General features: G+C 45.1%; 27 protein-coding genes. 5 read left to right on the forward strand and 22 right to left on the reverse strand.

Annotated elements, in window-relative coordinates:
- Positions 1–262: 262 nt before the first annotated feature.
- Positions 263–697, reverse strand: coding sequence for a hypothetical protein (locus tag IM515_RS02350; protein WP_287632728.1), 435 nt, complete (start codon positions 695–697; stop codon positions 263–265).
- A 12-nt stretch (positions 698–709) separates the two neighbouring features.
- On the opposite strand from IM515_RS02350, the gene IM515_RS02355 reads away from it, so the two are divergent.
- The gene (locus tag IM515_RS02355; protein WP_287629263.1) at positions 710–2,704 is read left to right on the forward strand and encodes a hypothetical protein; all 1,995 of its coding nucleotides are present in this window, start codon (positions 710–712) and stop codon (positions 2,702–2,704) included.
- On the forward strand, positions 2,688–4,742 hold the full coding sequence (locus IM515_RS02360; protein ID WP_287629264.1) for a hypothetical protein: 2,055 nt from the start codon (positions 2,688–2,690) through the stop codon (positions 4,740–4,742). Before IM515_RS02355 ends, IM515_RS02360 begins: the two co-directional genes overlap by 17 nt.
- On the opposite strand, the gene IM515_RS02365 is transcribed toward IM515_RS02360, so the two are convergent.
- The 4 genes from IM515_RS02365 to IM515_RS02380 all read right to left on the reverse strand — a co-directional run bounded on the left by IM515_RS02365 (position 4,739) and on the right by IM515_RS02380 (position 9,216).
- Positions 4,739–5,650: a minor capsid protein gene (locus tag IM515_RS02365; RefSeq protein ID WP_287629265.1), complete on the reverse strand. Its 912-nt coding sequence runs from the start codon at positions 5,648–5,650 to the stop codon at positions 4,739–4,741. The two genes, IM515_RS02360 and IM515_RS02365, sit on opposite strands and share 4 nt — an antisense overlap.
- A gap of 106 nt (positions 5,651–5,756) precedes the next feature.
- Complete coding sequence (locus IM515_RS02370) at positions 5,757–7,214, reverse strand: phage portal protein (RefSeq protein WP_287629266.1); 1,458 nt, start codon at positions 7,212–7,214, stop codon at positions 5,757–5,759.
- Between the two features lie 20 nt (positions 7,215–7,234).
- Positions 7,235–8,011, reverse strand: coding sequence for a hypothetical protein (locus tag IM515_RS02375; protein ID WP_287629267.1), 777 nt, complete (start codon positions 8,009–8,011; stop codon positions 7,235–7,237).
- A 2-nt stretch (positions 8,012–8,013) separates the two neighbouring features.
- Positions 8,014–9,216 carry a radical SAM protein gene (locus IM515_RS02380; RefSeq protein ID WP_287629268.1) on the reverse strand — a complete coding sequence of 401 codons (1,203 nt, stop codon included), beginning with the start codon at positions 9,214–9,216 and terminating at the stop codon, positions 8,014–8,016.
- A 241-nt stretch (positions 9,217–9,457) separates the two neighbouring features.
- Here IM515_RS02380 and IM515_RS02385 point away from each other — a divergent pair, with 241 nt between their 5' ends.
- Positions 9,458–10,765 carry a DnaJ domain-containing protein gene (locus tag IM515_RS02385; RefSeq protein ID WP_287629270.1) on the forward strand — a complete coding sequence of 436 codons (1,308 nt, stop codon included), beginning with the start codon at positions 9,458–9,460 and terminating at the stop codon, positions 10,763–10,765.
- A 1-nt stretch (position 10,766) separates the two neighbouring features.
- Here the strand turns inward: IM515_RS02385 and IM515_RS02390 are convergent, their stop codons facing one another.
- From IM515_RS02390 to IM515_RS02400, 3 genes are read right to left on the reverse strand one after another with little or no spacing between them, the layout of a single operon-like run.
- Positions 10,767–12,182 carry a terminase large subunit domain-containing protein gene (locus IM515_RS02390; RefSeq protein ID WP_287629272.1) on the reverse strand — a complete coding sequence of 472 codons (1,416 nt, stop codon included), beginning with the start codon at positions 12,180–12,182 and terminating at the stop codon, positions 10,767–10,769.
- Positions 12,179–12,499 carry a hypothetical protein gene (locus IM515_RS02395; protein ID WP_287629273.1) on the reverse strand — a complete coding sequence of 107 codons (321 nt, stop codon included), beginning with the start codon at positions 12,497–12,499 and terminating at the stop codon, positions 12,179–12,181. Before IM515_RS02395 ends, IM515_RS02390 begins: the two co-directional genes overlap by 4 nt.
- A gap of 5 nt (positions 12,500–12,504) precedes the next feature.
- Entirely contained in the window at positions 12,505–13,029 is a 525-nt protein-coding gene (locus tag IM515_RS02400; protein ID WP_287629274.1) for a DUF3486 family protein, read from the reverse strand.
- 63 nt (positions 13,030–13,092) lie between these two features.
- On the opposite strand from IM515_RS02400, the gene IM515_RS02405 reads away from it, so the two are divergent.
- Complete coding sequence (locus IM515_RS02405; protein ID WP_287695546.1) at positions 13,093–13,239, forward strand: hypothetical protein; 147 nt, start codon at positions 13,093–13,095, stop codon at positions 13,237–13,239.
- A gap of 81 nt (positions 13,240–13,320) precedes the next feature.
- On the opposite strand, the gene IM515_RS02410 is transcribed toward IM515_RS02405, so the two are convergent.
- From IM515_RS02410 to IM515_RS02460, 11 genes are all read right to left on the reverse strand, one after another.
- Positions 13,321–13,500, reverse strand: coding sequence for a hypothetical protein (locus IM515_RS02410; RefSeq protein ID WP_287629276.1), 180 nt, complete (start codon positions 13,498–13,500; stop codon positions 13,321–13,323).
- Position 13,501: 1 nt separating this feature from the next.
- Positions 13,502–14,317: a hypothetical protein gene (locus IM515_RS02415; RefSeq protein ID WP_287629277.1), complete on the reverse strand. Its 816-nt coding sequence runs from the start codon at positions 14,315–14,317 to the stop codon at positions 13,502–13,504.
- Complete coding sequence (locus IM515_RS02420; RefSeq protein ID WP_287629278.1) at positions 14,317–14,727, reverse strand: hypothetical protein; 411 nt, start codon at positions 14,725–14,727, stop codon at positions 14,317–14,319. Before IM515_RS02420 ends, IM515_RS02415 begins: the two co-directional genes overlap by 1 nt.
- Positions 14,727–15,224: a hypothetical protein gene (locus IM515_RS02425; RefSeq protein ID WP_287629279.1), complete on the reverse strand. Its 498-nt coding sequence runs from the start codon at positions 15,222–15,224 to the stop codon at positions 14,727–14,729. The genes IM515_RS02420 and IM515_RS02425 overlap by 1 nt, the downstream gene beginning before the upstream one ends.
- A gap of 8 nt (positions 15,225–15,232) precedes the next feature.
- On the reverse strand, positions 15,233–15,457 hold the full coding sequence (locus IM515_RS02430) for a hypothetical protein (RefSeq protein ID WP_287629280.1): 225 nt from the start codon (positions 15,455–15,457) through the stop codon (positions 15,233–15,235).
- The gene (locus tag IM515_RS02435; RefSeq protein WP_287629281.1) at positions 15,451–16,026 is read right to left on the reverse strand and encodes a hypothetical protein; all 576 of its coding nucleotides are present in this window, start codon (positions 16,024–16,026) and stop codon (positions 15,451–15,453) included. The genes IM515_RS02430 and IM515_RS02435 overlap by 7 nt, the downstream gene beginning before the upstream one ends.
- 207 nt (positions 16,027–16,233) lie before the next feature.
- Positions 16,234–16,653, reverse strand: coding sequence for a hypothetical protein (locus IM515_RS02440; protein ID WP_287629282.1), 420 nt, complete (start codon positions 16,651–16,653; stop codon positions 16,234–16,236).
- Between the two features lie 129 nt (positions 16,654–16,782).
- The gene (locus tag IM515_RS02445; protein ID WP_287629284.1) at positions 16,783–17,607 is read right to left on the reverse strand and encodes a hypothetical protein; all 825 of its coding nucleotides are present in this window, start codon (positions 17,605–17,607) and stop codon (positions 16,783–16,785) included.
- Positions 17,607–18,023, reverse strand: a complete 417-nt coding sequence (locus IM515_RS02450; RefSeq protein ID WP_287629285.1) for a hypothetical protein — start codon at positions 18,021–18,023, stop codon at positions 17,607–17,609. The genes IM515_RS02445 and IM515_RS02450 overlap by 1 nt, the downstream gene beginning before the upstream one ends.
- Positions 18,024–18,860 carry an uL1 family ribosomal protein gene (locus tag IM515_RS02455; RefSeq protein WP_287629286.1) on the reverse strand — a complete coding sequence of 279 codons (837 nt, stop codon included), beginning with the start codon at positions 18,858–18,860 and terminating at the stop codon, positions 18,024–18,026. It lies immediately after the preceding gene.
- Positions 18,861–18,924: 64 nt separating this feature from the next.
- The gene (locus tag IM515_RS02460) at positions 18,925–19,257 is read right to left on the reverse strand and encodes an HU family DNA-binding protein (RefSeq protein WP_287629287.1); all 333 of its coding nucleotides are present in this window, start codon (positions 19,255–19,257) and stop codon (positions 18,925–18,927) included.
- A 46-nt stretch (positions 19,258–19,303) separates the two neighbouring features.
- On the opposite strand from IM515_RS02460, the gene IM515_RS02465 reads away from it, so the two are divergent.
- Positions 19,304–19,564 carry a hypothetical protein gene (locus IM515_RS02465; protein ID WP_287629288.1) on the forward strand — a complete coding sequence of 87 codons (261 nt, stop codon included), beginning with the start codon at positions 19,304–19,306 and terminating at the stop codon, positions 19,562–19,564.
- Between the two features lie 506 nt (positions 19,565–20,070).
- Here IM515_RS02465 and IM515_RS02470 read toward each other — a convergent pair.
- From IM515_RS02470 to IM515_RS02480, 3 genes are all read right to left on the reverse strand, one after another.
- Complete coding sequence (locus tag IM515_RS02470) at positions 20,071–20,622, reverse strand: hypothetical protein (RefSeq protein WP_287697851.1); 552 nt, start codon at positions 20,620–20,622, stop codon at positions 20,071–20,073.
- Positions 20,623–20,769: 147 nt separating this feature from the next.
- Positions 20,770–22,947, reverse strand: a complete 2,178-nt coding sequence (locus IM515_RS02475; protein WP_287629290.1) for a ParB/RepB/Spo0J family partition protein — start codon at positions 22,945–22,947, stop codon at positions 20,770–20,772.
- A 36-nt stretch (positions 22,948–22,983) separates the two neighbouring features.
- The gene (locus IM515_RS02480; RefSeq protein ID WP_287629291.1) at positions 22,984–23,220 is read right to left on the reverse strand and encodes a hypothetical protein; all 237 of its coding nucleotides are present in this window, start codon (positions 23,218–23,220) and stop codon (positions 22,984–22,986) included.
- Between the last annotated feature and the right edge of the window lies 1 nt (position 23,221).

Below are 23,221 nucleotides of genomic sequence, written 5' to 3' on the forward strand. Positions count from 1 at the left end.
AAAAGATATTTATCAGAAAAGTCATAATCAAGCTAGAGGTTTAAAGACTGATTCGAGCCAATTATTTTTATTAATAAATATTTTACACAATTCATACCAGGTAAGCAAGAGGGCTACGCCACTACTACCGAATCATTACCTCTCTGTATTCCTATCCCACGCCGCCACATAAAAGCGGTGCAAAGCCTTGTGAAGCAAAATCGCAAAAAAAGCCAACCCACCAATCTGCGAACAAAGCAACAAAATCCCCAAAATCCCCACCTTAAACCTCCTGAAAATAGATACGATAGCCCTCAGTCTGCTGCTTCCCCCGCACTCCCTCTACCGCCCCAGCAATCGGCTGAAACTGAAGCACCCCAAAGCGGATGACTGGTGCACCCGGGACGTGCCTATCCACACATTCCACTAATTTATACTTTAAAGGATCGCTAGTAGCATCATCAACGATCGCCTGTAAAACCTCACCAATAATTTCCGCTCCCTGCTCAGTCTTCGCCTCAAAAGCATAGGGAGTAGGCGTAATCTCGATCGCACTCGCAGCAAAACCCCGATGGATTTGATAAGAATCCTCCGAAGTCTTGCGGTAATCCGTCGGCTTAACCTCCAAAACCAGATAATTCCCCTCAAACAGATAAGGATGCAAAGAAGTATCAACAGACCCCGCCATTTTAAATAAAATCTTAGTAAGCCCCGCCATAATTAGCCCTCAATGCCCACCCTCATTTTACGATCCCCCAGCCAACCATCGGCGTTTATTCGGCTCACCGACACAGAACCGACCCTCGGCATCAACCAAATAAGCACCACCCGCATCACCCAAGACCTACCCGCAATCTTTCAAGATTGGAATTTAGAGGGACAAATTCAGTTTGGCCACAGCATTGGCTCCCTTTCCACTTGTAGCCTCACCTTCACCACCACCCCCGACAAAGAAACCCAGATCAGAGAATACTTTATTCCCTATCGGCTCCTCACCCTCTACAATCACACCTATTGGGTAACAAACCTACAAATCGAACACCTACCCCTGCCCCAAACCCTAAAAATCACCATCTCCTGCGGCGAACCAAGTAGCCAACGCAATCCCTACAATCGCCCCATCTTACTCAAAGAAAAAGACAAGAATCGCTACTCTTACTTATCATCCCTTTGCAGTGCCGTCGGCTTAGGCTACGCCGGGCCAAGCATCCCCCTTAAGCTTCCCGACGACCTCCCCAACAATAGCACCACCACAATCAACGACGAACTGAGTCGCGCCTATCAATACGGCTACTTTTGGCAGCCAGAAGCCCATCAACTCACCCTCAAGCCCTTCGGTTCCACGCCCCAACGCACCCTCAGAGATACCGATATTCTCCAGCTTACCTACAGCCTTAGCTATCCCGGCGACGGAGCCAAAATTGAAGAAATTCCCCTATACAAAGAATACCACAACACTCGGCTAACCCTTGACAGCCAAAGCGGCAAAGAAGAGCAAACAAACGACAAACAAACAATAATCGAAGGCGACCCCACCCCCCAGGTTCCCCCCAACATCAACAAACAATTTCTCTATTCCCCCCGCCTCGCCTTTGATACAGGCGGACCCACCAAAACCAAAAAAACAATCACCACCCTTAATGGCCAACCCATCAAAGAAATCGAAACAACCTTCGGCTTTTTGTACACCAGCCTAGACACCCACACCGTCAGTGTTAATAACGGCGACGTAGCCATTCGCCGCGCCGGATTGGACTTTGTCAGTTTTTGGGGACAAGTAAGCTCGATCGAGCGAATTTACATCCGAAATACCGACGGCTATCTAATCCAAATATCCAGCAGTGGATATACAAAAGCTCGCTACAGGCAAGAAAGCGATCAACTCGAACAAGCCATCGCCCAAGGCGAAAGACTCTTCGTCGGCTCCCAATCCTCTGAATACCAGCGGCTTACCCAAATAATCAACTTGTACGAATACTTTGATCAGCCAATTAGCGAAGAACGCACCTTTACCCTCTCTCCTCTCTCAGTCTTTCCCGATACCCCACCTCAAAACCCCGAACCTTATTACGCTTCTCGCGATTTTTATACTTTTAGCGCCTATTCCGAGATACCTGATCCTGATAGCACCACCACAGCCCCCCTACCCCCCATCTCCACCGGCAAATACAGCCAATCGGAAACCCTGATCACAATAATTCGGACAAAAAATCCCTCCGCCTATCGACTAAAAACCCGCACCACCAACTCCGAAGGCACTTCCCTCACCGATAGTGCCGCAATCGAAAACAGCCAAATTATCCAAGGACGACCCAACGTAGCCAATCGGCTACAACTATATCCAAATAACTCCCCTCCCGAAGAGCCAGAACCCGAAAAAATCTATCGAATTAATACCCCTGGCTCCCTACGAATAGATCAAAATCCCGACTCCCTTTCTTTTCCTGGTGCTGACACAATCGACTTAGCCATTGCCGCCGCCCGTACCCTCTGTCAGATCGAAAACAGCCAAAACGCTTGTACAACTACCCTCAAAATCAAGCGCAAACCATCCTGGCAGGTAGGCGATCGCATCCTCTGGAATAATCAAGTTTGGTGGCTACTCGAAATTGAAGAAATCCAAACAATCGATCGCAATTTCGTCAACTGCTCTGAATTTGCCGTAAAGCTTGGTCGGCTTCTTTTCGTTCCCATCACCTACTATCAAGATGTTAATCCCAGCTAAAGCCCTCAATTACGGCGGAGCGCGGTCGCGCATTCAAGTTCAATTACCCAATGGCAAAATTTTGCCGGCGATTGCCGCTACTCCAATTAATTCCCCCAGAGTAGCTATCGGCTTCGACCAAAACGGACAAGCCTGGGTTTGGGGAGAAACCAGTAAAATAGATATTCAATCTACCTCAATTCGCAAAAATCGCTCTCTTGATCAAAAGCTGATCTATCCCTTCAAAAGCATCGGGCAATGGCATATTCCTCAGCTTTATATCGCCCAAGCAGGCGATCGCCCTTTTCAGCAAGTACAAGCTCAAAAAATCCTCGCTTTTGGCAGCCGCGGCAAAAACAAAAATGACTTCATTCTCCTAACCCAGATAGGAACCGACCAATATCGGCTCAAAAACAGAGAAGGAGAAAAAAACCTAAACTTTAGCTCCCCTGAGTTTTTAGAGGCATTTAAAACTAATAGCAGATTTTATGGCGATGATTATTATGGCATTTTATTACTTGAAGAACAAGATTATGATTTTTCCTCTGTAATTATTAACGGTGACATTCGGTACACCCCAGATGGCGGGTATTACAGACAATATACAGATACCGGATACCTGACAAATCATCTGCTTAGAAGAGAACGACAAAAGCTTTTGTCAGGGACTCTTGATTCTATTTCTAAATCTTCTGCTTTCTTAATCACAGAAGGAAATTACTACAGTGATGACCTTTTATATTCGTCTTACTACGGCGGTTTTCGTGTCGGTGGGTATGCCAATTACAGCGAGTCTTACAGTAATTCTATTTTAATTAAAATTAACAATTCTAGCTCGATTAATTATACCACCAATCACACAGTTTCATCTAATCGAGTCTCTTCAAGGGAACCACCGAGCACCCCCCCAGAGTTACACAACGTTTGTCTTCAGCTCAATGGTTCGAATGTTACCCCTCCTTCTGACATGCCTTGCAGAACTGATGCTAATAGCTCTAGCGCTGCCAGTGACGTTATTACCAACAAAGTAACTAACGTACATAAAGGTGCTGACGAACTTTGTCTTTACTCAAAAATTGACAATATTGTAAATATATCATCTGGATTTAGGCAGGTTATGCACCAGGCCAGCGCTAACACAAACTGGCATGGACAGCCTCATTTTGTCTCTACCGATGGTGAAGTAGAAGATAATAAAAATACAGCAGTAGAAAATACTTATCTGGCAGATGGAGAAAATACTTTAATTTTAGACAAAGATTATTTTTATATAAAAGTAGATGACATAAAAAACAAAATAAATTTATTGCAGACAACCCCATTTAGTTTTAGTATTGTCGGCTCCGACATGGGAGAAATTAAAAGACAGCCTATTCTTTTAAATTATCCAGTCAAATACACCACTCAAGATACTGTCCAAGTCTTTAATTACAATGATGGTTATTCCATTTTTTCAACCAGTGCTACACCAACACAAATCCACAGCAGTGAATATTATATTAATCCGCTCACTGACTACCCTGTTGAGTTAATTATTTTTGAAGACAATAATATTTATAACCTAAAAGGCACAGCACAGGTTAGTTATCAAAATATACAAAAAACATTGACTTTAAACAATCTTTCTTACAAGCATCTTGACTATGGTTACGGATTTGGTCCCCACAGCCAACTTAATTATCTTCAAGTGAATTTAAGCAGTGTACTTGTCACCATACAAAGCTCTCAATTAATAAAATATCACGCGTTAAAAAATACATCATCTGACACTGAGGGGCATTTATACACTTCAAACAATTGCCTTGGATTATTTCAACGGCTAATCCCAACTCTAATCGCCACACATAGAGCCAGTCTCTACAAAAGAAAGAATGGGGAAATAATAATGGCTTTTTCGGATGATATCATACACCAAAAAAGAGAAAAATATGCTGACCTCTATCGGCTACAAGGAAACAAGTTTGTCAGAGAAGGCGCAAAAAAAGGAGCCTACTATCCAGCAATTAATCCAAATAATAGCGACAATGCTGCCATCCGCTTTATCGGTTATTACGATTAAGGTCGCCAGACCGGGCTAGGTGCCGATTCAAGACCCGCCGCCCGCTCAAAAGGCGACACCCCGTAATCAGGCTTTAACCCCTGCTTTTCAAGCTCGGCTAACCCCTTTTCTCGGTGATTCCTGATCCAATCTTCCTTAACCAAACCTAACTCAAAAAACTTCCTTTTAACCGGCACAATAAAGCACCGATCCTGAAAATGAATCGGAGGGCGCGTACTGCCAAGCTCATACATATTGCCATTTCTCGCAGAACAATAACGACAAACTCGGCTATCAATCGTCGCCATCCACTGCACCCACTCCGCCCCATTGTCCTGGAAACAATTCTCCGCCGCCGCATTAGAAGCACTTAAAGAAGCTGTCCTTGCGATGATATCCGCCCGTCGCTTTGTAATCTCCAATTGCCCTCTTAAAACCGATGACAATCTGCTCACCCCCCACCCCTGAATTAAGCCCTGCTCCACCGCAGCAGAAGCCCTAGAAGCAAACTCGTCCCCATAGCGTGCCAGATAGCGAGTCTGTTCTTCTGCCGCGTAGCGAAGCGCATCTAGAGGGATTGTCGCAGTCGATCGCACGAAATCCTCACCCGAAATCTCCAGCAATCGCCGCCCCATATCTATACCAGTCGAATCGGCTACCCGCAAAAGCTCCTCAAAATCCCGTTTAAAATCCCGACCAGCCGTCGGGTTGAGCAACTCCTTAAGCTGATCCAGTAACAAAAGTTTACGCTGGTAAGCCGCCAGACCCCCCATCCCCTGATACTCCGGATACTTTCGCCTTAGCTCCTCCTCAAGCTGAGTAAAAGCCACCGCCAACGCTCGATTAATGCGATCGGCTATGCGTGTCTCGGACTTATCCAAGACACTGTTAAGTTTTTCTATCAGTCGCAAATGTTCCGGTGAAGTCATAGTATTTTTACCTAAGAAAAAACCTCGGCAATTCTCGCTACTACCGAGGGCGTACCCATTTGGAGATTTATCATGCACGAGCAGGACTCGTGTTACCCATTCTACACTAGACCGGTGGAACATCTTCCCTCATAGAAAGTTTTGCTAAATTTTCCACATCAGCCTCCCTTTCCCTTTGAATCAGTTCCATCTCAGCATCCGGATCATTTACTCCGATCAGCATCATCGCACTCGTCCGGCTTCTCAGTCCCGCTTGCGTTTCAGCAATCACCTGCCTGCGCTCATCGGCTAAAGGCTTCCCAGTCGAGAGATTCAACTCACAAATAATCTTATAAGAACTTTTGGGCAATAAAATCCGCTTAATCAAGCCAAAAGCCGAAGCCAGACCCGCCTCGATAATCTCACTAATCCCCTCTAGCCTAGTCGTAAAATCGCCCTTAATCGTCTCTCGACTTCGCCCACTTAGCGCCCCATCCCCCGCCGTCAGATTATGGGCCAACCCCATAGACAACCAAAACACCTCATAAGAGATTGCTAAGTTACCACTAAAAGCCCCCACATCAATCGGCTGTTCAGTGTGAATTTGGGGACTCGTATAACCCGTCGGCGCTTGCGGATCCCCAATAGGCAACCCCGAAAGATAAACTATTTGATTCGGTCCAAAGGGCAGGGGTTTTTCACTCGGCACGAATTTCAACCCATTCGGTTGTGTCACATCCACAACCCACTCCCCCGGCTGTTGGGTATTTAACAATATTCGACTTAAAAACCCCCCTGCGTCCACATTTATGTCTTTCAAAGTCAGAGCCTTATTAATCGAATTCTGAGTTTGCTTCGCTGAATCCGTAATCAAAGGCTTCCCACGAAATTCAATAATCGGTAAAATTCCCCCATAATCCTCCTCCTTTTCCCCGCTAGGGTCAGTAATCCTAGTCTTGCCATTATCAAGTAGTTCGTAAGTCTCCACACCCGACTTAGCCTGGTAGCTTGCATAGTAAAGGAAATCATCGTCATCCCTTTTCGTATTTATTGTCCCTAAAGTCGGGCAGTGAATCACATACTTTTTGTGATCCTCAGCAATATTAGCCAATCGCCTCGGCTGATAAAGCCGCAAAAAACCCCGACCCGTGACTAAAAGCTGTGCAACAGCTTCACTGATCACCTTTCCCCGACCTGACTCAATCCCTAGCCTTCTCTGATAATCCCACCAATCCTGTAACAGCTTTTCTTCCTTATCGATCGCCCGCTTTTCCTCCGCAGAAAGCTCCTCTACTTGCTTATCGGCTGACGAAAGATAAAAATTAAAAGGCAGTCCCACCAAAGCCGCCGTATAATGGTCGATTGCCTCCCCGATCACATTATGGCTTTGAAAAACCCGCTTTAAATTTGTCATCACTTCCGTATATTTTGGGTGATCCTTTGGGGGGGTCGGTCCACTCCAAAAGCGAAAAGTATCGCCAAGGTAGTACCGCCAATTTTCCAGAGCCTTCTCGTAAGACAACTCCCCGTGTAGATACTCGGCTACATCTGCCTTAGTCGGGACAAAACTACTGTCGCTATACATATTTAAAAGTTATATCTCTACTAATCAAGGATAAACGCATTAGTCATCTCGTAATTAGGATCCCTCCGCTTTAATTCGCGCATAGCCAAAAAGCTATCATGGCCGCTAAGCACCTTGTACTTTTGATTCACTGCCGACTTCTTACCCACTCTTTGCAGAATCACAGGGATAACATTCCCCACATCCCCCGTATCCAACAGAGCCTTAACCTGTGCATCCAGAACCTTCTTACTTGGTTGTTTGATAGAAGATTGAATATCAGCAGTATCAACCCTAGAAAATTGTCCAGATTGCACCGTAAAATCCCCTTCATGATCTTTGAAAACCGACTTTTGAGACAGCGCTCCCTTAATCTGAGAACTCTTCAAAAAGACCCCGCTAACCATTTCCTGGTAGGGATTAAGTTCTTGCGCTCTCTTATTAGCATAAAATTCTCGATCGCCCGCCACAACCTCGATTTTTTTATCTTGTCGCATCGCCACCAAAGGCAGATTAGTCGTCACCCCACCTGCTGACGCAATTTTCCGAGCCTCGCCTTCCACATCAAAATCGCCCGCTTTCTTTCGGCTAGACACCATATCAATATCGAATTTATTCACCCGATAAGCAGTATTGATCATTTTAGAAGTATTACTCTCTAAGTAGCGAGAAGGATCGATCTTCTCGTTCCCCTTATTCGCAGATTTAGCTTCGACTTTCTTAGCTGCGGACTTTTCCTGCTTAACTTGCCGGGCAGTTTTCCCATCTGCATTAACCATAAATCCCTTTTTATTTTTTCCCCATCCACGACTAGCCATAATCACCCCTCAACAATCCAATATTCAAAATCCGTACCCCCTGGCACAAAACCAAAGCGCGGCAGCCCATCCTCTAAAATCGGCTCCACACCATCCTTAGACTCCCTACCCATGTAGACAAAATTACTCGCTTTAATCGGATTAGCCCGGGGAAACTTCTTAGATTTCCAGCATTCCGGCAACAAATCACAATAACGGCGCACCTTCGGGATAATAATCCCAGTTTGCTCTCGTTGCGCCCCAAACTCGACGTAATGATATAACTGGCTACTATCCACCTCTGACGGCAATTTATCTCCAAAAAAGCCCATCCAATCGCGAATCCCGAAAGACTCGATCGCATGATCGTGACAGTGATTAACCCAATCTTGCAGATTGGGAAAAGTCCGCTCATAAGTCTCTTTGAAGGGCTTCCAAAAATCCGAGCGCCGTCCCTGTCCAATCTGAAAAATCTCCAATCCCACAGCCTCGGCCAACCCCTCGCAGAGACTGCCAAAATCTTGCCACCTTCTCAGTGGATTACGCTTCATCGAAAGCTTAATCAAATCTTCCCCCAAAGCCTTTCTTTCCCTCGGACCCAAGTTATCCCGTTGCTTATAGGAAAGATGAAGAAACTCAAACCAGACCCCCTCCGCTCCCACATTGCGCAAGCGACCAAAGAAACTCTCAGGCTCCCGAATCCAATCCGGATTTAAAGGATTCACCCCCACCACCACCCGATGGCCGTGACGCTTCAAAGTCCTAATCAAATCAAATCGGCTTTCAATGCTCGGAGCCGTCGGTTCAATCACCCCCCGCGTCTCATCCTGATCATGGGTAATGCTCACATACCACACCGAGGGCGGCAAAAATTTTAAAGCCTCCTCAATCCCCAACCCCCCCCTAGTCTGAATTGCGATCGGAATCCCCTCCTTAGTCAACAACTTCATAATTGGCAACATATCTCGGTAATTAGATCGGCTGAAAGGATCAACCTTGTTGGAGATAAGCACCGGATACCCCAAATTGAGTAACTGCCCCTCTAAACTCAAGCGCTCCCCCCGGTTTCCAATCAAGCGCATCGTACCAGCCACATCCAGCCGGCGCTCGCGGTTATTCAAGTTAGCAAAACAATAACCGCAATTATGGGAACAGAAATTCCCCCCCATCTCCAAAGGAATCACCGAAACAAAAAACTCGCCATAATAAGGCTTAATCGTATCCATTCCCTATACCCATCAACTTATCCCTATGTTCAGTCAATCGGCTAGATAAAAAACAGTGGCAAAATTTTGCCACTGTTTTCCGCTTCCCCCCTTCCCTAAAAATGAAATTAATACAGGGGGGGGTAATACCATTTTTCTAAAGTAATGGCAGAGATGGTTAATTCCCTCACCCCCAACCCTTCTCCCTTTTTGGGAGAAAGGAGTAGAATGTCTGCCACGAATAAAGAAAAATGGTATAATTATGGCTTCTAGAGGATGGTCTAAGATCAAATCGGGTAAAGGGAAAGGGAAATTAATCAATTCTGATGGGAAAACGGCCTTTCAGGTAAGGCAGGAAAAATATTACGACGCTAAAGCTTCCAGTGGTGGGGGTGGGGGTGGCGGCGGGTCAAAACGAATGAGTTTAGAAGAGCGCCGACAACAGCCAGAATTCACAGTCGGCTCAGCCAAAGGAGCCGCCGCAAAAGAATACCGACAAGAAATCAAACGACTTGACCAAGAAAGACAAAAAGAATATGAACCCATAGACGCAAAACTCAAAGCAAGACAAAAAAAAGAAAAAATCAGCGACGGTAAACTTACCAGCAGTAACGCCTTCAAGCAATGGGATAAAGAAGCTGGCAAAATCGAAGAAAAATATCTCCCCCTAAAAGAAGAAGCCAGAAATCGATACGAGCGCAAAAAAGCATCCCTACAAGAGCTTGAAGGCAACCTCAAGACTAAAACATCGGCTGCCCAAATAAAAAGAGCCACTCAGAAAGTACAGCAAGAAATACCTGGCTTTAAATTAGATGCCAAAAAAGCAGCCGCAAAATCTGCCGAAAACGGAGCAAAAGCCTCAGCAAAAGCCTCCGAAAAAGCCGCTAAAAAAGCCGTTGAAAAAGCTGCCGAAAAAGAAGCTAAAAAAGCCGCCAAAGAACAACAAACAGCCCAAAAAACCACCGTCACCGAACCAAAATCGCCCAACACCAAAGAACCAAAAGCCTCACGAGCAGCCAAAGATAAAGTAATGGGCGAAGGCGGGTTAAGTGTAGGGCAAATGAAAGAAGCGATCGGAGCCTACTTTGAAGCAGATCCCAAGAATTTGCAAAAAAATAATATGTTCCAAATGGGAACGCGAAATCTTCAATCAGAATGGGAGTCAAAAAATCCTGGTAAAAAATGGAGCTTGGACAATCCAAGCGCTTTAGAGGCAATCTACCGAGATTATGTTGGCATTTTACCTAAAGAAAGAAATAGCACCGGACCAACTTCCGTTAACGGAATTGATGTGACAAAATACTTTTATCCGTGGCGAGCTTTCGGCTTAGATCCAAAAACCGCAACAAAGCAAGACATCAAAACTTCCTACCGAAAACTCAGTCAAAAATTTCACCCTGATAACCCAGAAACGGGAAATAGAGAAGCTTTTGAAGCCGTCAACACCATGTACCGATCAATCATGGTCGATAGCATAGAATCTCCTAGCGAGAAAAAATCCAGGTCCAAAAAATCCAAAAAACAAAAATCGGCTGACTTCGGACCCCGCCTCCTTCCCCCCGCCCGATAACCTACCAACCATCAAAACCCCGGCTAGGCTGCGCGGGCAAACTGGCCTCCCAATTCAGAGACGCAAACCACGCCAAACAAGCCGCAATCGCACCATCCCCGTGCCTTTGCTTCCCATCGGCTCCCTTAGTCCTTTTATCTGGAATCCTCGGAATCCCCCGGTCCACCACCACCAACCGGTGATCATCCAGTAAATCCGAACATTTTGGCAAAATTACCTTCCTATCTTCCAAAGCCGCCTTATACTTCGGAAAAGCCTCCAAATACCAATTAGCCGTCGGCATTACCTCTAAAATCCGATGTTTCCCGTAGCGTTGCATAGCAACCTCAGCTAAATACTGGCCATTCCCCCGCGCATCATGCGCTCCCCCCACCAATCGCGGTAACTTATCACACGCCGCAAACAAAATCTGCCTTTGCTGCTCAAAAGGAACATTCCGCATCTCAAGAGCAAAAGCAGCCCGGCGTACCAAATCAGGCCACTCCTGCAAAACCAGCAAATAAGACAAATCCCCCGACCGACCGAAATCCAATCCATAACTTGACTTAAAGCGAGGATTTAGAGAAGCTAAAGCAGGATTAAGATGTTCCTCGGTCCAATCCCTAGTAATAGCCTCCCTTTGGGGATCAGTCGCTAAATCGGCTTTCCCATTAAACTTCAAAACAGGAATATCCCCTTGCATATTCTGCTCAACCAAAACCCGTGGCAAATAACAACCACCGCTCTGATTAGGAATGCAAAAAAGTTCCTCGTCCGCACCCTCACCGTATTGGTCAATTAAATCCTGTCTCCAAGCCTCCTCACCCTTCTTTGAGTATTTCTTCTTAGTCTTCAGACAAATTCTCTTGTAAAGGCCATCGGCTAACGCCTCATCCAGAGTTATTCTGTGGAGAGAATAGGGTTTTTTCCCCTGCCGACAATCCTCTACCAACTCATGAAAATAATTCTCCACCCCGTTATGAGTGCTGATGATCCGGACCTGTCCCCCCCACATCAAAAAAGCCATAGCCGCCTTAATCAACCCAGGTAAATCAGGGTGGAAGGCCGCCTCATCAATAATCACCCGCCCTTGCCTACCCCGCAGATTAGTTGGTCGGCTACTCAAAGCCACCACCCGAAAACCCGACGCATAAGTAACCTGAAAAGCCCGAATACTCTCTAAATAAACCTCCTCCATCGCATTCGCCACCAACTGAAAATGACCAGACCAATCGATAACATCCCGGATAAACTCCCTGGCAATATCCTCGGAATATCCGATGTAATAAACGTCCAACCCCTTCTGACTACCCGCCGTTACAGCCGCATCGGCTGCCTCCGCCCAAGTCAGTCCCACCCGCCGCGACTTCTCGCACACCTTCACCGGAGCCTTATCATCTAGCCACTTTTTTTGATAAGGCAATAAAACACTATTCAATCCCCACCCCCCTGGCAAATTTTCGCCGCAATCAAATCAATCCAAAAATCCGTGATCATCTCACTCGATAGCTGAAACACCGACCACCCTCCTAGGATAGCTAAATTCAGCTTCTCAAAATCCTTAATCTGGCCCGCTCCCCCGCTATGTCTCCCCCCCGTCCACACACCCCCCTGAATCTCGATCGCAATTCGGCTAGACACATGACAAAAATCAAATCGGAACTTCCTATCTGGGATACCCCGATACTCTCGCACCAAAGGAATAGAGGAGCGCCGCTCCCAATGGCGGAGAAAGCGCTCCTCTAAAGCACTCACACTCCTCACTCACCCACCCCCAGAATCTTCTCACGAATCAATTGAGCCGCCGACTCCGAAAGCCCCGCCGACTGTACCTCAGCCGCCACCTCATCTCCCACCCGTCGTAAATGCGCCCGCATAATCGTGGAGTGTTTCTTAGTCGCATTAGCTGAATTATTTAAAGTAGCGATCGCCCTTACCAATTGATCAATCGAAATTGGATCGGCATTTTCAGGATCATAATCCTGAATCAAAGCAAAAATCTTCTGTTGGGCTAACCTTGCCAACGCATCCCCCAACTCGTTAGCATCATCGTCACAAGCCTCAGTAATCGCCTTCGCTTGGGCCGTAGCTAATTTAAGTGCTTCCAGTTGCCCCTTAAATTCCTTCCCGTAGCGGTGAATAGACGACTTACCTACCTCAAAGCCTTTTTCCGCCAACCACGCCTCTAGACCCCGATAATCACTAAAAGCACGCTCGATTAACAAGCGATCGAGTTCCAGTCTAACTTCCGGAGGCAAACCATCAATCTTTGAAATTTTCGGCATTCTGCTGACCAACTCTATCCCTCACAATCGAGGAGATCAAGTCAAAGAATCAGTGGCAAAATTTTGCCAGAACTCTTGAACAATGAAGCAATCGCTTTACTGTGTAGTAATGCGATTGCTTCTAAAGTCAGCAAAACTACTAATCCCCTAACCCTGAATATAGTCTTCTTCTTGCCAATTTTGCTATTCCCTCGTCAAGGCTTTTATTAGCCTCTGAAAGCTCGTTTACTTGAGCTTCTAGCTCTTGTATCTTTTTGGTAAGATCGTTACTTTGATTGTTCATCATAGCTCCTATAATTGGTAAACTCCACTTATCTTAACAGACACAGTTCCTTTAATATAAATTCCATTAGCTTTAATCCAAAGAGTTCCTTTAACATAAATTCCACTAGAAACCTTAACCCAAACCTCCCCAATAACAGGACTAACTAAAGAAGAAACTCTAGGAACTCTTGGGCGTAAAAAGCTCATCTTAATCTCCTATTAAAGGCGGTCGAATAGCGAAGGGATGAGTAACAGGTAGAAGGTCTTGATACCCAAACTGCCACGCACCCCAACCAAGAATAAGATTATCTTCGTAATCACTCAGCATTCGCTGGAAGTGCAAGACAGCAAAGCATTTACACAATGTATTCGATGTTCCACTTGCGTACCCAAGAAAACCTACTGTCGTGGCTGAGGCAAGGAAACTGTTACAGGCAATAGATTGCTGAACGGTTGCCGCCCGGTAGTCCGAGAGGTAGGTATCAATAAAAGAAGAGGACGAAGAACTGGACTTACGCTGAGACATAATCACTCGTCTGTTATCAAGCGATGTTTGTGTCGATAACGAACGCGCTCGCCAGCTGCCATCATATAGGCCAATACCAAAACTAGCGGTATTATTCGCTGCCAAAAGCATCGAATTTGCTAGATTAAATTGACTGAGATTCACGATATATTGACCAACAGCTGTAGCACCGAAAAAGTAAGCACTAAAACCAGACGCAGGCTGTAGAGAATATGAGATTCCGAGCGGATAGCCTGAAGCATTACTGTTATCTTTGTGAAAACAGGGTAATTGGTTTTGCGGGAAAATGAACTGCTTTGTTGCCACGTTGGCTCCACGAGTAAAAGAAGATCCGACCGTTCCCAGATTAGGAATAACTAGGTAGCCAGAAGAATCTAGAATATTACCCTCGGCTAACGAATCGACGTATAACTGTGGCCTCGCCAAAATAGGTGTCCACAACCTGCCCTGTAGCCTCGCCTCGTCGTACACCCAATTTAATCCTACTCCTCTAGGCATTAAGTTACCTCCTCATTCCATGTAAAACTTACTAAAGTATTGCCACTAGAGGGGATAGTAGCTCCCAAATTATTCGTGACGAAAAGCCCCCACGTTGAAGCGTAGGGAATGCGAAGCGAAGCCGCTAAATTGACTTGTCGCGAACCTGTCCCAGTCACACCTAAAACTTGAATTTCGCTGTTATTTTCAGCGTAAACACTTCCCTTTTTTCTTCTCAGAATTACTGAGAGTGAACCTGTACTTACAGGAGACATTGTCCCAGACTGAAACCACAGACCTAAATAAAAATCTTTATTGGTTGTATTTTCAATATCCCCAATAAAGACAGTGGTTCCAGATACGACGCTATTTAATGGCGTGGCTAAATTAGCAGATTCTGTACTTAGAGCCGACCAAGTTGCAATCGCCATTAACCTAACCCGCCTCTAGCTAATCCCACAATCCGATCATTCACTTCTAATTGATTTAATTGCGCCCAACTTTCTCCGAATACTTGCTGAATTTCTGGCACAATCAAGGATTCTAATCGTTCTTTAGTCATTTCTGAAATCAATCCAGCCTCAAACAAACTAACTACTATTTCCTGAAAAGAAGACAAATACTCAGGATTATTAAAATCCAACTCTTTTAATTCGCTTTCGTTTAGTACAGTAATAGCACTGAAACAAAGACTTTTAATAACCTTGCTGCCTCCGTTAGAAACGCCATCAACTATATTAAATAATTCCTGAGAAAGAATTAAAATAGTTTTGATATCCCGAGTCTTTACGGACTGATAAACAGCCTTTGTAGTTACAATCGGCTCGTTTAGCTTTTCGGCGATCGCCCAATCGGGAACACTTTCAGCGGTTCCGTATTGAAACTTTAATTCCTCAGCAACTTGGTTGATTTTGTCTAGTAGTGTCATAGTCTTAGTTAAGTTATTTGGATATAAATACTGCCTTCTGGATTCCCGTCGTTATTGTTAGGAGGAGCGGTTCCGTAGGTAATAACAGGGACGTTTATAGGATAAGCCACACTTCCCGTAGAATCAGCTACATAAATCATAATCCCAGTCCCTACCCTAACAAAATAAACAGCGTTAGGAGTTAAAATAGTAGGCAAAGCCCCTATTACTTTTTCGGGGTGAAAAATTACCACGCAATTGCTGCCTCCCAGCCAATCTTAGGCAAACTATTGTTATAAATTAAAAGTCCATCAGCATTTTCGCCTATTTTATCAAGCTGAGTTTTGTTGCTGTGAGTGTGGGAATTAGCTACAGCCGTATCAATAGCGGCAGCAGAACTGGTAGGCTTGCCTTGAATATTGGACCACTGCAAAATCAGGTCCATAGATTCGGCTTCGCTTAATTTAATCCAGGAAGTTGTCGAAGCCCTATAAAGATAGGTAGCCGCTCCACTTGCCACTGTTGAATCTCCAGTCGCATTTAATACCAAGACCTGAGTGTTTTTAGTAAGAGTCAAAGCATTTCTTTCGGCTATATTAGCCACAATCGGCATCTCTCCCGAAATGCCAGCAATTGAGGTATTAATTAATCCTTGAATATCAGTATCAGTCAGCAATCGCCTTAGTGCAGTACCAGCATTATTGCTAATATACACCTCGATATAATTCGGTTTGCCAGTAGGAGCAACAAAAAAAACAGCATTTGGGTCGCAAGGAAGCGAAGGAACAGCGGTTAGTTTAAAAGGCTTAAAAGTTGTAGTCATATTTTTACCAATCTGTAATTATCCATTGCGTGTTTCCTAGGCTATCAAGCCAATTTTGTTCCGTGCCAGTGAACCCATTATTAACAGCTAGCTGGTAAGCAGAAAGTCCAGGTGGGCCAGGACTGCCTTGTATATAATTATCTGGATCCCTTGCCAACACGACTATCGCCGGCTCTTCTTGATGCAAAACTACTATCGTCGGCTCACTCATACCAGAACCTCCGTTACTCGATCGCTTACCTCCACTAATCCCTCAAAAGGCGTAAAAATTCGCTCGGAATCTGTGGGATGCCTAATCTTAATATCGTACTCCCACCGATGTCGCCCGATCACAATCGCCTGACCAGCACTTAGTAACTTAGTTGGTGGCAAAGCTAAAGCAACCGAAGCCCGCAAAAAAGGCACAATCCGAGTAAATTCCGTCGCCACCCCATTAATCGGAATGATGATCGGGATCATCGGCTCAAAATCAAAAGCTCCGTACAGATCACCCCCCGCCTTTTTGCGAATCTCCCCAAAAATGAGCCAGCTAGTAAAATCGCCCTCGATCGCAAAAGTGCGCCGCCGCCATTCACTGCCACGCTCTACCCTCAAATCACCAGCCAAATCAAACTTAAATGGCTTCATACTTCGAGTCCTTCATCGATTAGGGAAAGGCCCACTAGGCACGGTAATAAAGATAGTCTAATTATATCAGACACAAGAGGTGCTCGATTTCTGAAAGGGTGTGCTGCCGACAGAAAGTGCTTTTAATTTTTAAATCCAACGACTAGCTAAGGGGGGAGTATTCCTAAAAGGATGATTTGTGGGGAACCGTGAATTTATTCCCGCTTCCCAGCCAAAATACCCCTCTAAAACCTGCCTTCTAGTAGCACTTAAATCACTAGGTACAATAAACACTGATGCCAGTAAAACAGGATTGTATCGAGCATAGAGAATACTAGCCCCTATTGTTAAAAAGCTACTCCCTAAATTACTTCTTAAGCTCTGGCTGAAATAAACAAGTCCGTCGGAGAAACCATTCCCCCAAGATTCAATTCTATTATTGGCAATTGTGGCTACAAAAAGGTTGACTTCATTTACTGGATAATTCACGGCTCCACTACCATCATAATTAATCTCCCCAGTGGCGCCAACACAATAAATTGCACTTCTTGAGTTACTTTTAATTAATAAAGACCAGCCAGCGGCAGTATTGGACGAATTTCCATAAAAGTCTAGCAAGGAGCTATAAGTCACATAACCTGAAGCCCGAAAAAGGACAAATATTGTGAGTGGATATTGATAAGCCCACGCTTCAGGAGTTCTTAGTAATCGATCATTTATTCCGTCGTAGGATAAACTTCCTCGATTACCAATTCCGTTTGCCAAAAAACTTGGGCGGAAATTAACATTTAATTCAGAAAAATTTCTGTTGAATCCACTTTTGTCTTCCCAGACTCCGCCCGAATAAGTAGTAGAATCAAAGCCATCTAGCCACAGCGAAGGGATAGCTACAAGAGGACGAAATAAGTCTCTCGTAGCTATCCCAGTCCTTCTCGTAGCTATCCCAGTCCTAAGCCCGCTTTTAAAACCTCTCATTAAAAATCTTCTCCTAATACAATAATATTAATTTTTTCGCTTCCAGATAAAGCCGTAGGAGCATTGGCTCTAAGTTGAAAATTCCGGCGTAATCTCAATACCCCATTTCCATTTTCATCAAGAGGCAAAGCAGGAGTCGTCAAAGCGTCAAAAGGCACTACAGCGCCACTATTCCCAGCGTTAGCGGGAACAGAAACTCTTCTTAGCTCAAAATTGGTAGTCCCATCGGGAGAGATGTAAAACTGAATATCTTGCGGCACGCTTGCCGTAGAAGTAATCAAAATTGCTTTAATTACCGAATCATCAACCCCCGCAGTAAAGACGGTTTTTACAGTCTGGGCATCGGCTGCCACAAACGATACGGGTGCCTGAGGATTAATATTTTGAGTAAACGGACAAGTATTTGTTTTAGGCATTTAAGCAAAAGCTACTATAGTAGCTTGAATATCGGCTAACATATCCTCAAAAGAATTAACCCCAGGCTGCCCCTGAATCCCTTGAATCCCCTGAATACCCTGAATACCCTGAATACCCTGAGGGATAGTCAGGTTTAACGTCTGGTTCGGGGCCGTGCCAGTAATCGTGGCAACAGCATTACCACCCGCCACACCAGTCGTTACCGTACCAATAGCCAGGCTATTCGGCTGTCCCTGAATTCCCTGAATTCCCTGACTCCCTTGAATGCCTTGCGGTCCTTGAGGGAGAGTTAAATTCAAGGTCTGATTCGGCGCAGTTCCCGTAATTGTAGCGGAAGCAGTTCCCGTCGTTACTATGCCGATCGCCAGAGTATTCGCTGGCCCAGTATTCCCTTGAATCCCTTGAATTCCCCTCTCTCCTGACGGCGAAAGCTTAATCCCACTGCTAACCGTAGTCCCCTGAATCCCCGTCAGATTAGTCAAAGAAATGCTGAAATTAGTATTAATAGCCTGTACCCTAAAACTACCAACCTCCGTAAAAAGTATCTGTCCCACCACCATCCAGCGAGATTCGGCTACAGCCACAGTCACATTAGAATTGACAGGAGGAATTAAAAAATTAACAGTAGTAGTCGTAAAAGCATTGATTGCAGTAGAAGCATCATCAATCATCTCCTGAATCTCAGCTTCCGTAATCGTCTGCCGGGCTCCGCCACTTTCATCCGTGACCGCTATATCCAATCGCCCTGGTTTTCCAGTGGGAGCCAAAAAATAGACTGAGTGAGGAATTCTATTTTCTGGTAATTCGGTTTCCTTAAATTTTCTAAAAGTAGCCATTGTTCTCAAAGAATTTTATCTAATAATCTTTTTGGTAGTCGCCTACAGGCAACTACCAAAAAGATTAGGCGGCTTCGTCGGCCTCATCATCGCTATCATTGCCGTAAGGCTCCTCTCTCCACGAAGCCTCGCAATACTCACGAAAAGCCTTTGCGGGAGAAAAAGTAGGCACATAATTCTCAGGCACAGCGATCTCCTGTCCAGTAACGGGATTTCTGCCAGTCCTGGGTTTTCTGTATTTCAGCTTAAAGGTTCCAAACCCAGATAAAATCACATCCTGTTGAGCCGCTATCGTCTCCTCCAAAACCTTTAAGGTCGTCTCCAGAATTTCCCGAATTTCCTTCTGCTTCTTGTCTGTTTTTTCCGCAATTTTCCGGACTAATTCCGCTTTATTCATTTTCCCTCTTTCGGCTTTTCACATATTCTATCAAAAATCGTAAACCGTGAACTACACTACACAAGTCACCGGCAAAATTTTGCCGGTAGGGACGATTCACGAATTATCCCTCACCTCCCCGGCAAATACTCTTAATCGTTTCCGCGCTCAGGTCAAACTGCCGAGCCACAGAGAAAAGCACATCCGTTCGACTTCCCTTTCCCTGCCCCTCGGCTACCAGCCTCCTAATTTCCTCATCCCGAATCCGCTTAACCAAAGACTTGCAGTGAGGAAAATCAATCCACAGCCCACCCCAGTGAAAACTTAACTTTTCAAAATTTTCTACACCAATCAATTGAGAAATCAAGTGATCCGGCCTAACTCGCTTTGGAATATAGAGCCGTCGAATTACGTCCCGTCTTTCCGTAGGATTTGCCAGGAAATATCGATATAAACTGACAACCGACTCTAACCCAATCAAATCGATTATCTCTTGAATCGTCGAGGGGAAATCTGCTTTTGTCGCAGATGCCCAGATATCAGATAACATAAAAACGATATACCCATAGTCTTCCCCTTGATTATTAAAATCTCAAGATAAATTAACCAGGGGGACTTTTTTTCTCTTTTTTCACCCTCCGCAAAAAAGCAACAAATCTTCACAAACAAACATTAGATAAATAATAAAACAAAATCAGCAAATTAAGCCAAAAACTAATAATTTCTCAAGTCCGCTTCACAATTCTTGACAATCGGCTTAAAACAAAAAAATCCCCTGCATGGGAACCAGTCCACGCAGGGCAAACACATCATCCTATACAGTTTCTTATTTAATTATACCTTGCCTTCCCTTATAATTAATCTTTTTGCTGGTAAAGAAAATTGCTGAATTGATTTTTTCCGAGGATCACGACAAGTGACAATCACAGATTGTACACAGGGCGAAATCGGATGATAATCTTGCTTTCTCACCCCCTGGACTACCCATGTTTTACTATTGAGATAACGCCCAAACTTAACTCGATCGCCCTCTTGTAAATGTTGAGCCTCACATTGATTAAACTCTTTCTTAGAGGGGAGATTTTGCGCTGGTGACTCCTTCTTATTAGCCAAAATCTTTGGGGCTACTTCATCTACCCACGCTTGAAGCTTCGCCCGAAACTCATCACTAATTTTAATCGTTCCCATTTCTTTCTTATTAGCCAAAATCTTTGGGGCTACTTCATCTACCCACGCTTGAAGCTTCGCCCGAAACTCATCACTAATTTTAATCGTTCCCATTTCTTTTTCTTTCTCCATCATGATTTTTAAGCAAAGTAAATTTGTCCTAAGCAAAAAAGAAGCTTTTGAGTTTATGTACGCCGTGGCTTGTTCCGGCGCTTGCATTACGTCCTCCTTTGTCCTTTCCCGTCCCAAAAATCGAAAATGCCGTCACGTCGTTTTTGTCATGCTTAAGTTTTTGAGGCAGCAAGATGTTGAGACATTTCAAAGCTTCGGATTTGAGATCCAAGAACCCGACAAGCCAAAAGCTAACTAAAATTCACCTTTAGCCACTTTCCACAAATTCAAAACCGAAAGCTCGATCACCTTTGGAGAAAGCCCCTTAAGTGCCTGAATAAGCTCCGACTCTGACTCAATCGCCATTAGATCAATCGGCTTTTCATACTGAGAAAGTACCTCAGCAAAAGCCTCAATCAAGTCCTTAAAATAGGGACTATCCACCCCGCAATAAGGCAAACTCATCCCCTCAAGCACCTCGCGAACGTGCTTAAGAGCCTCCTTATCCCCGTGCGGGGCAAATCCCGCTACGAGATTAAGCACCCCAGAAGGATGAGCATTTTTACTCACATATCCCTCAATCGCTTTAATGGCATCTTTCCGGCAAAATTTTGGCAGCTTGCACAGCCACTCAAAAGGAATCCGCGCTCGGCGGGATTCTCCCACAGCCACATCGGCTACACAGCGAAAAACAGAGACAATCTTACCCGCAAACATCTCCCCTTCCCACTGGAAGCTAACCCAATCCCCCATAGCAAAGCCACAATTAGCCGCTAAATGAATTTGGTGATCCTTCCAAGATTGCCCCTGGGTATCCCCCCAGTTAACTTTCCAATCGCCATAGTCATCATGCCCCGTAAGAGTCCCCTGCTTCAGGCAACCCTTATCGGCTTTTGCCGAAACCACATCGCCCACCTTAAACCCAGTGAGAGCCTGCTTAGGGGGATTAAAAGGATCAAAATCAAAAAGCTTAAGCTCCTCTACCCCCTCCTGAAGATCACCGCGAGGAGCCGGGTCAGAACCCATGCCCATCCACTGCACCTTAATCGGCTCCGTATCAATCACCACACCAATGGAGCCACGGGAAATTACCCAATTATGCACCTCAAAATCATCTTGATCCTGATCAGCCCACGGTTCAAGATGATCCTCAAGCAAAGAATCCGTTTTATCCGAATCCAAATAGCGGAAATGGTAAAGCCACGAACGATGGATTTCCGCCCACTGTAACCGCTCAATAATTGCCCCTCGCTCACGATAAATTAGCCAAACCTTATCCCCCACAGCAAAAGCCGGAGGGGTAGGCTCATTCGTAATGTTCGGAGCTTCCTGCGTAATGTTCGGAGCTTTCCCCACTGGCACAGCCGGCGCAGGAGTCGGGCTAGGCTTCGGCTTCGGCGACTTAGGCGGAGTATTTTTATGCGCCTCAAAACCCACCAACTCCAAATCAGTCCACTTCACAAAAAACGATTCACCAGTATTATCACAGATGATCGCCTGCGAATCCTGATCCTTTAGCTTGATCGTCCCCGGAGAACACAAATCCCCCTGCGACAAAATCCCCTTAGTCCCTTTAATTTCCTCACCCAAATAGAGATAATGAGCCTCCGAGCCTTCTAATTCGCGTAGTTTTGAAATCGCCTGGTGAACACTATTATTTAAAGTTTCCCGCAGTAATTCAGCCTCTAGCCGCCGGCCCAACTCATTAAAAAGGTCGATGGCCTGAACCACCTTAGTAGCCTTCCTGAGATTCTCTCGGCTTCCCATTCCAGTAGCTTCTGCTAATACATCTTTATTCCGGAATTCTTGCTTCAGCTTAAGAGACAATTCATTAATCCCCCATTTCTGACACAGCTTCCAGTCTTCCTCTAGATTGCCCGTCAGTTGATCAACCCTTACATCCTTTCGGCTCTCCAAATAAAATCGAATCTCCTCAAGGATTTTTCGCTGCCGTGCCACCTGTTGAGTTTTCAGCCAATCCTTAGCAGATGCTAATACCTCCGCTTCCCGGACCCGTTCCTCAGTCGTCTTGATCCGGCCAGCATTTTCCAAAATCAAGCGCAGCAATTCAGCCTCTTGATCCGCAAACTCCACAATCTCGATCGGAACCGACTTTAAACCTAAATTACGAGCGCAGGCTAATCGGCTATTTCCGCTTACCGCCTGCCGTTTGCGATTGATCACAATCGGTTTTACCCACCCAGATTCTCTGATTTGCTCCTGTAAAACACTGATATCCGTCCGGGGATAAATCAGAGAATTGTAAGGATGCGGCAGAATCAAAGCCGGGTCAAGTTCCTTCGGTTCTGCGATGTCCCAATCATCCTCAATCTTAGTGGCCCCCACATAAAAAAGCCCCTTAATAATCCCATTTTTCTCAGTAATCTTATCCGTACCGAGAAACTCTAATAATTGCTGCTCTGTATATCTCATAATGCCTCCTAAAGCCCCCGTTAGGGGGCATAAACTTTAACCTTTTGCCATAGCCTGAGCGCTTCTCAGAGAAGCTTTTTGTAGAGTCCCTATCTGCTTAGATAGGGATAGATTTTCCTTAGATAGGGATAGATTTTTTTCTTCCAATTGCTGGATATAAATCCGGGTTTGAAAAGGAATTGGGCGCAATTCCATATACTCAAGCTTTCGTCTTAAGACCCCATTTTCGTAGGAGAGAGCCTCTATTTTTTGTAGTAATGTTTCTTGGTTCATT

The organism is Microcystis sp. M44BS1 (genome assembly GCF_020244875.1).
Taxonomy (GTDB): Bacteria; Cyanobacteriota; Cyanobacteriia; order Cyanobacteriales; family Microcystaceae; genus Microcystis; species Microcystis panniformis.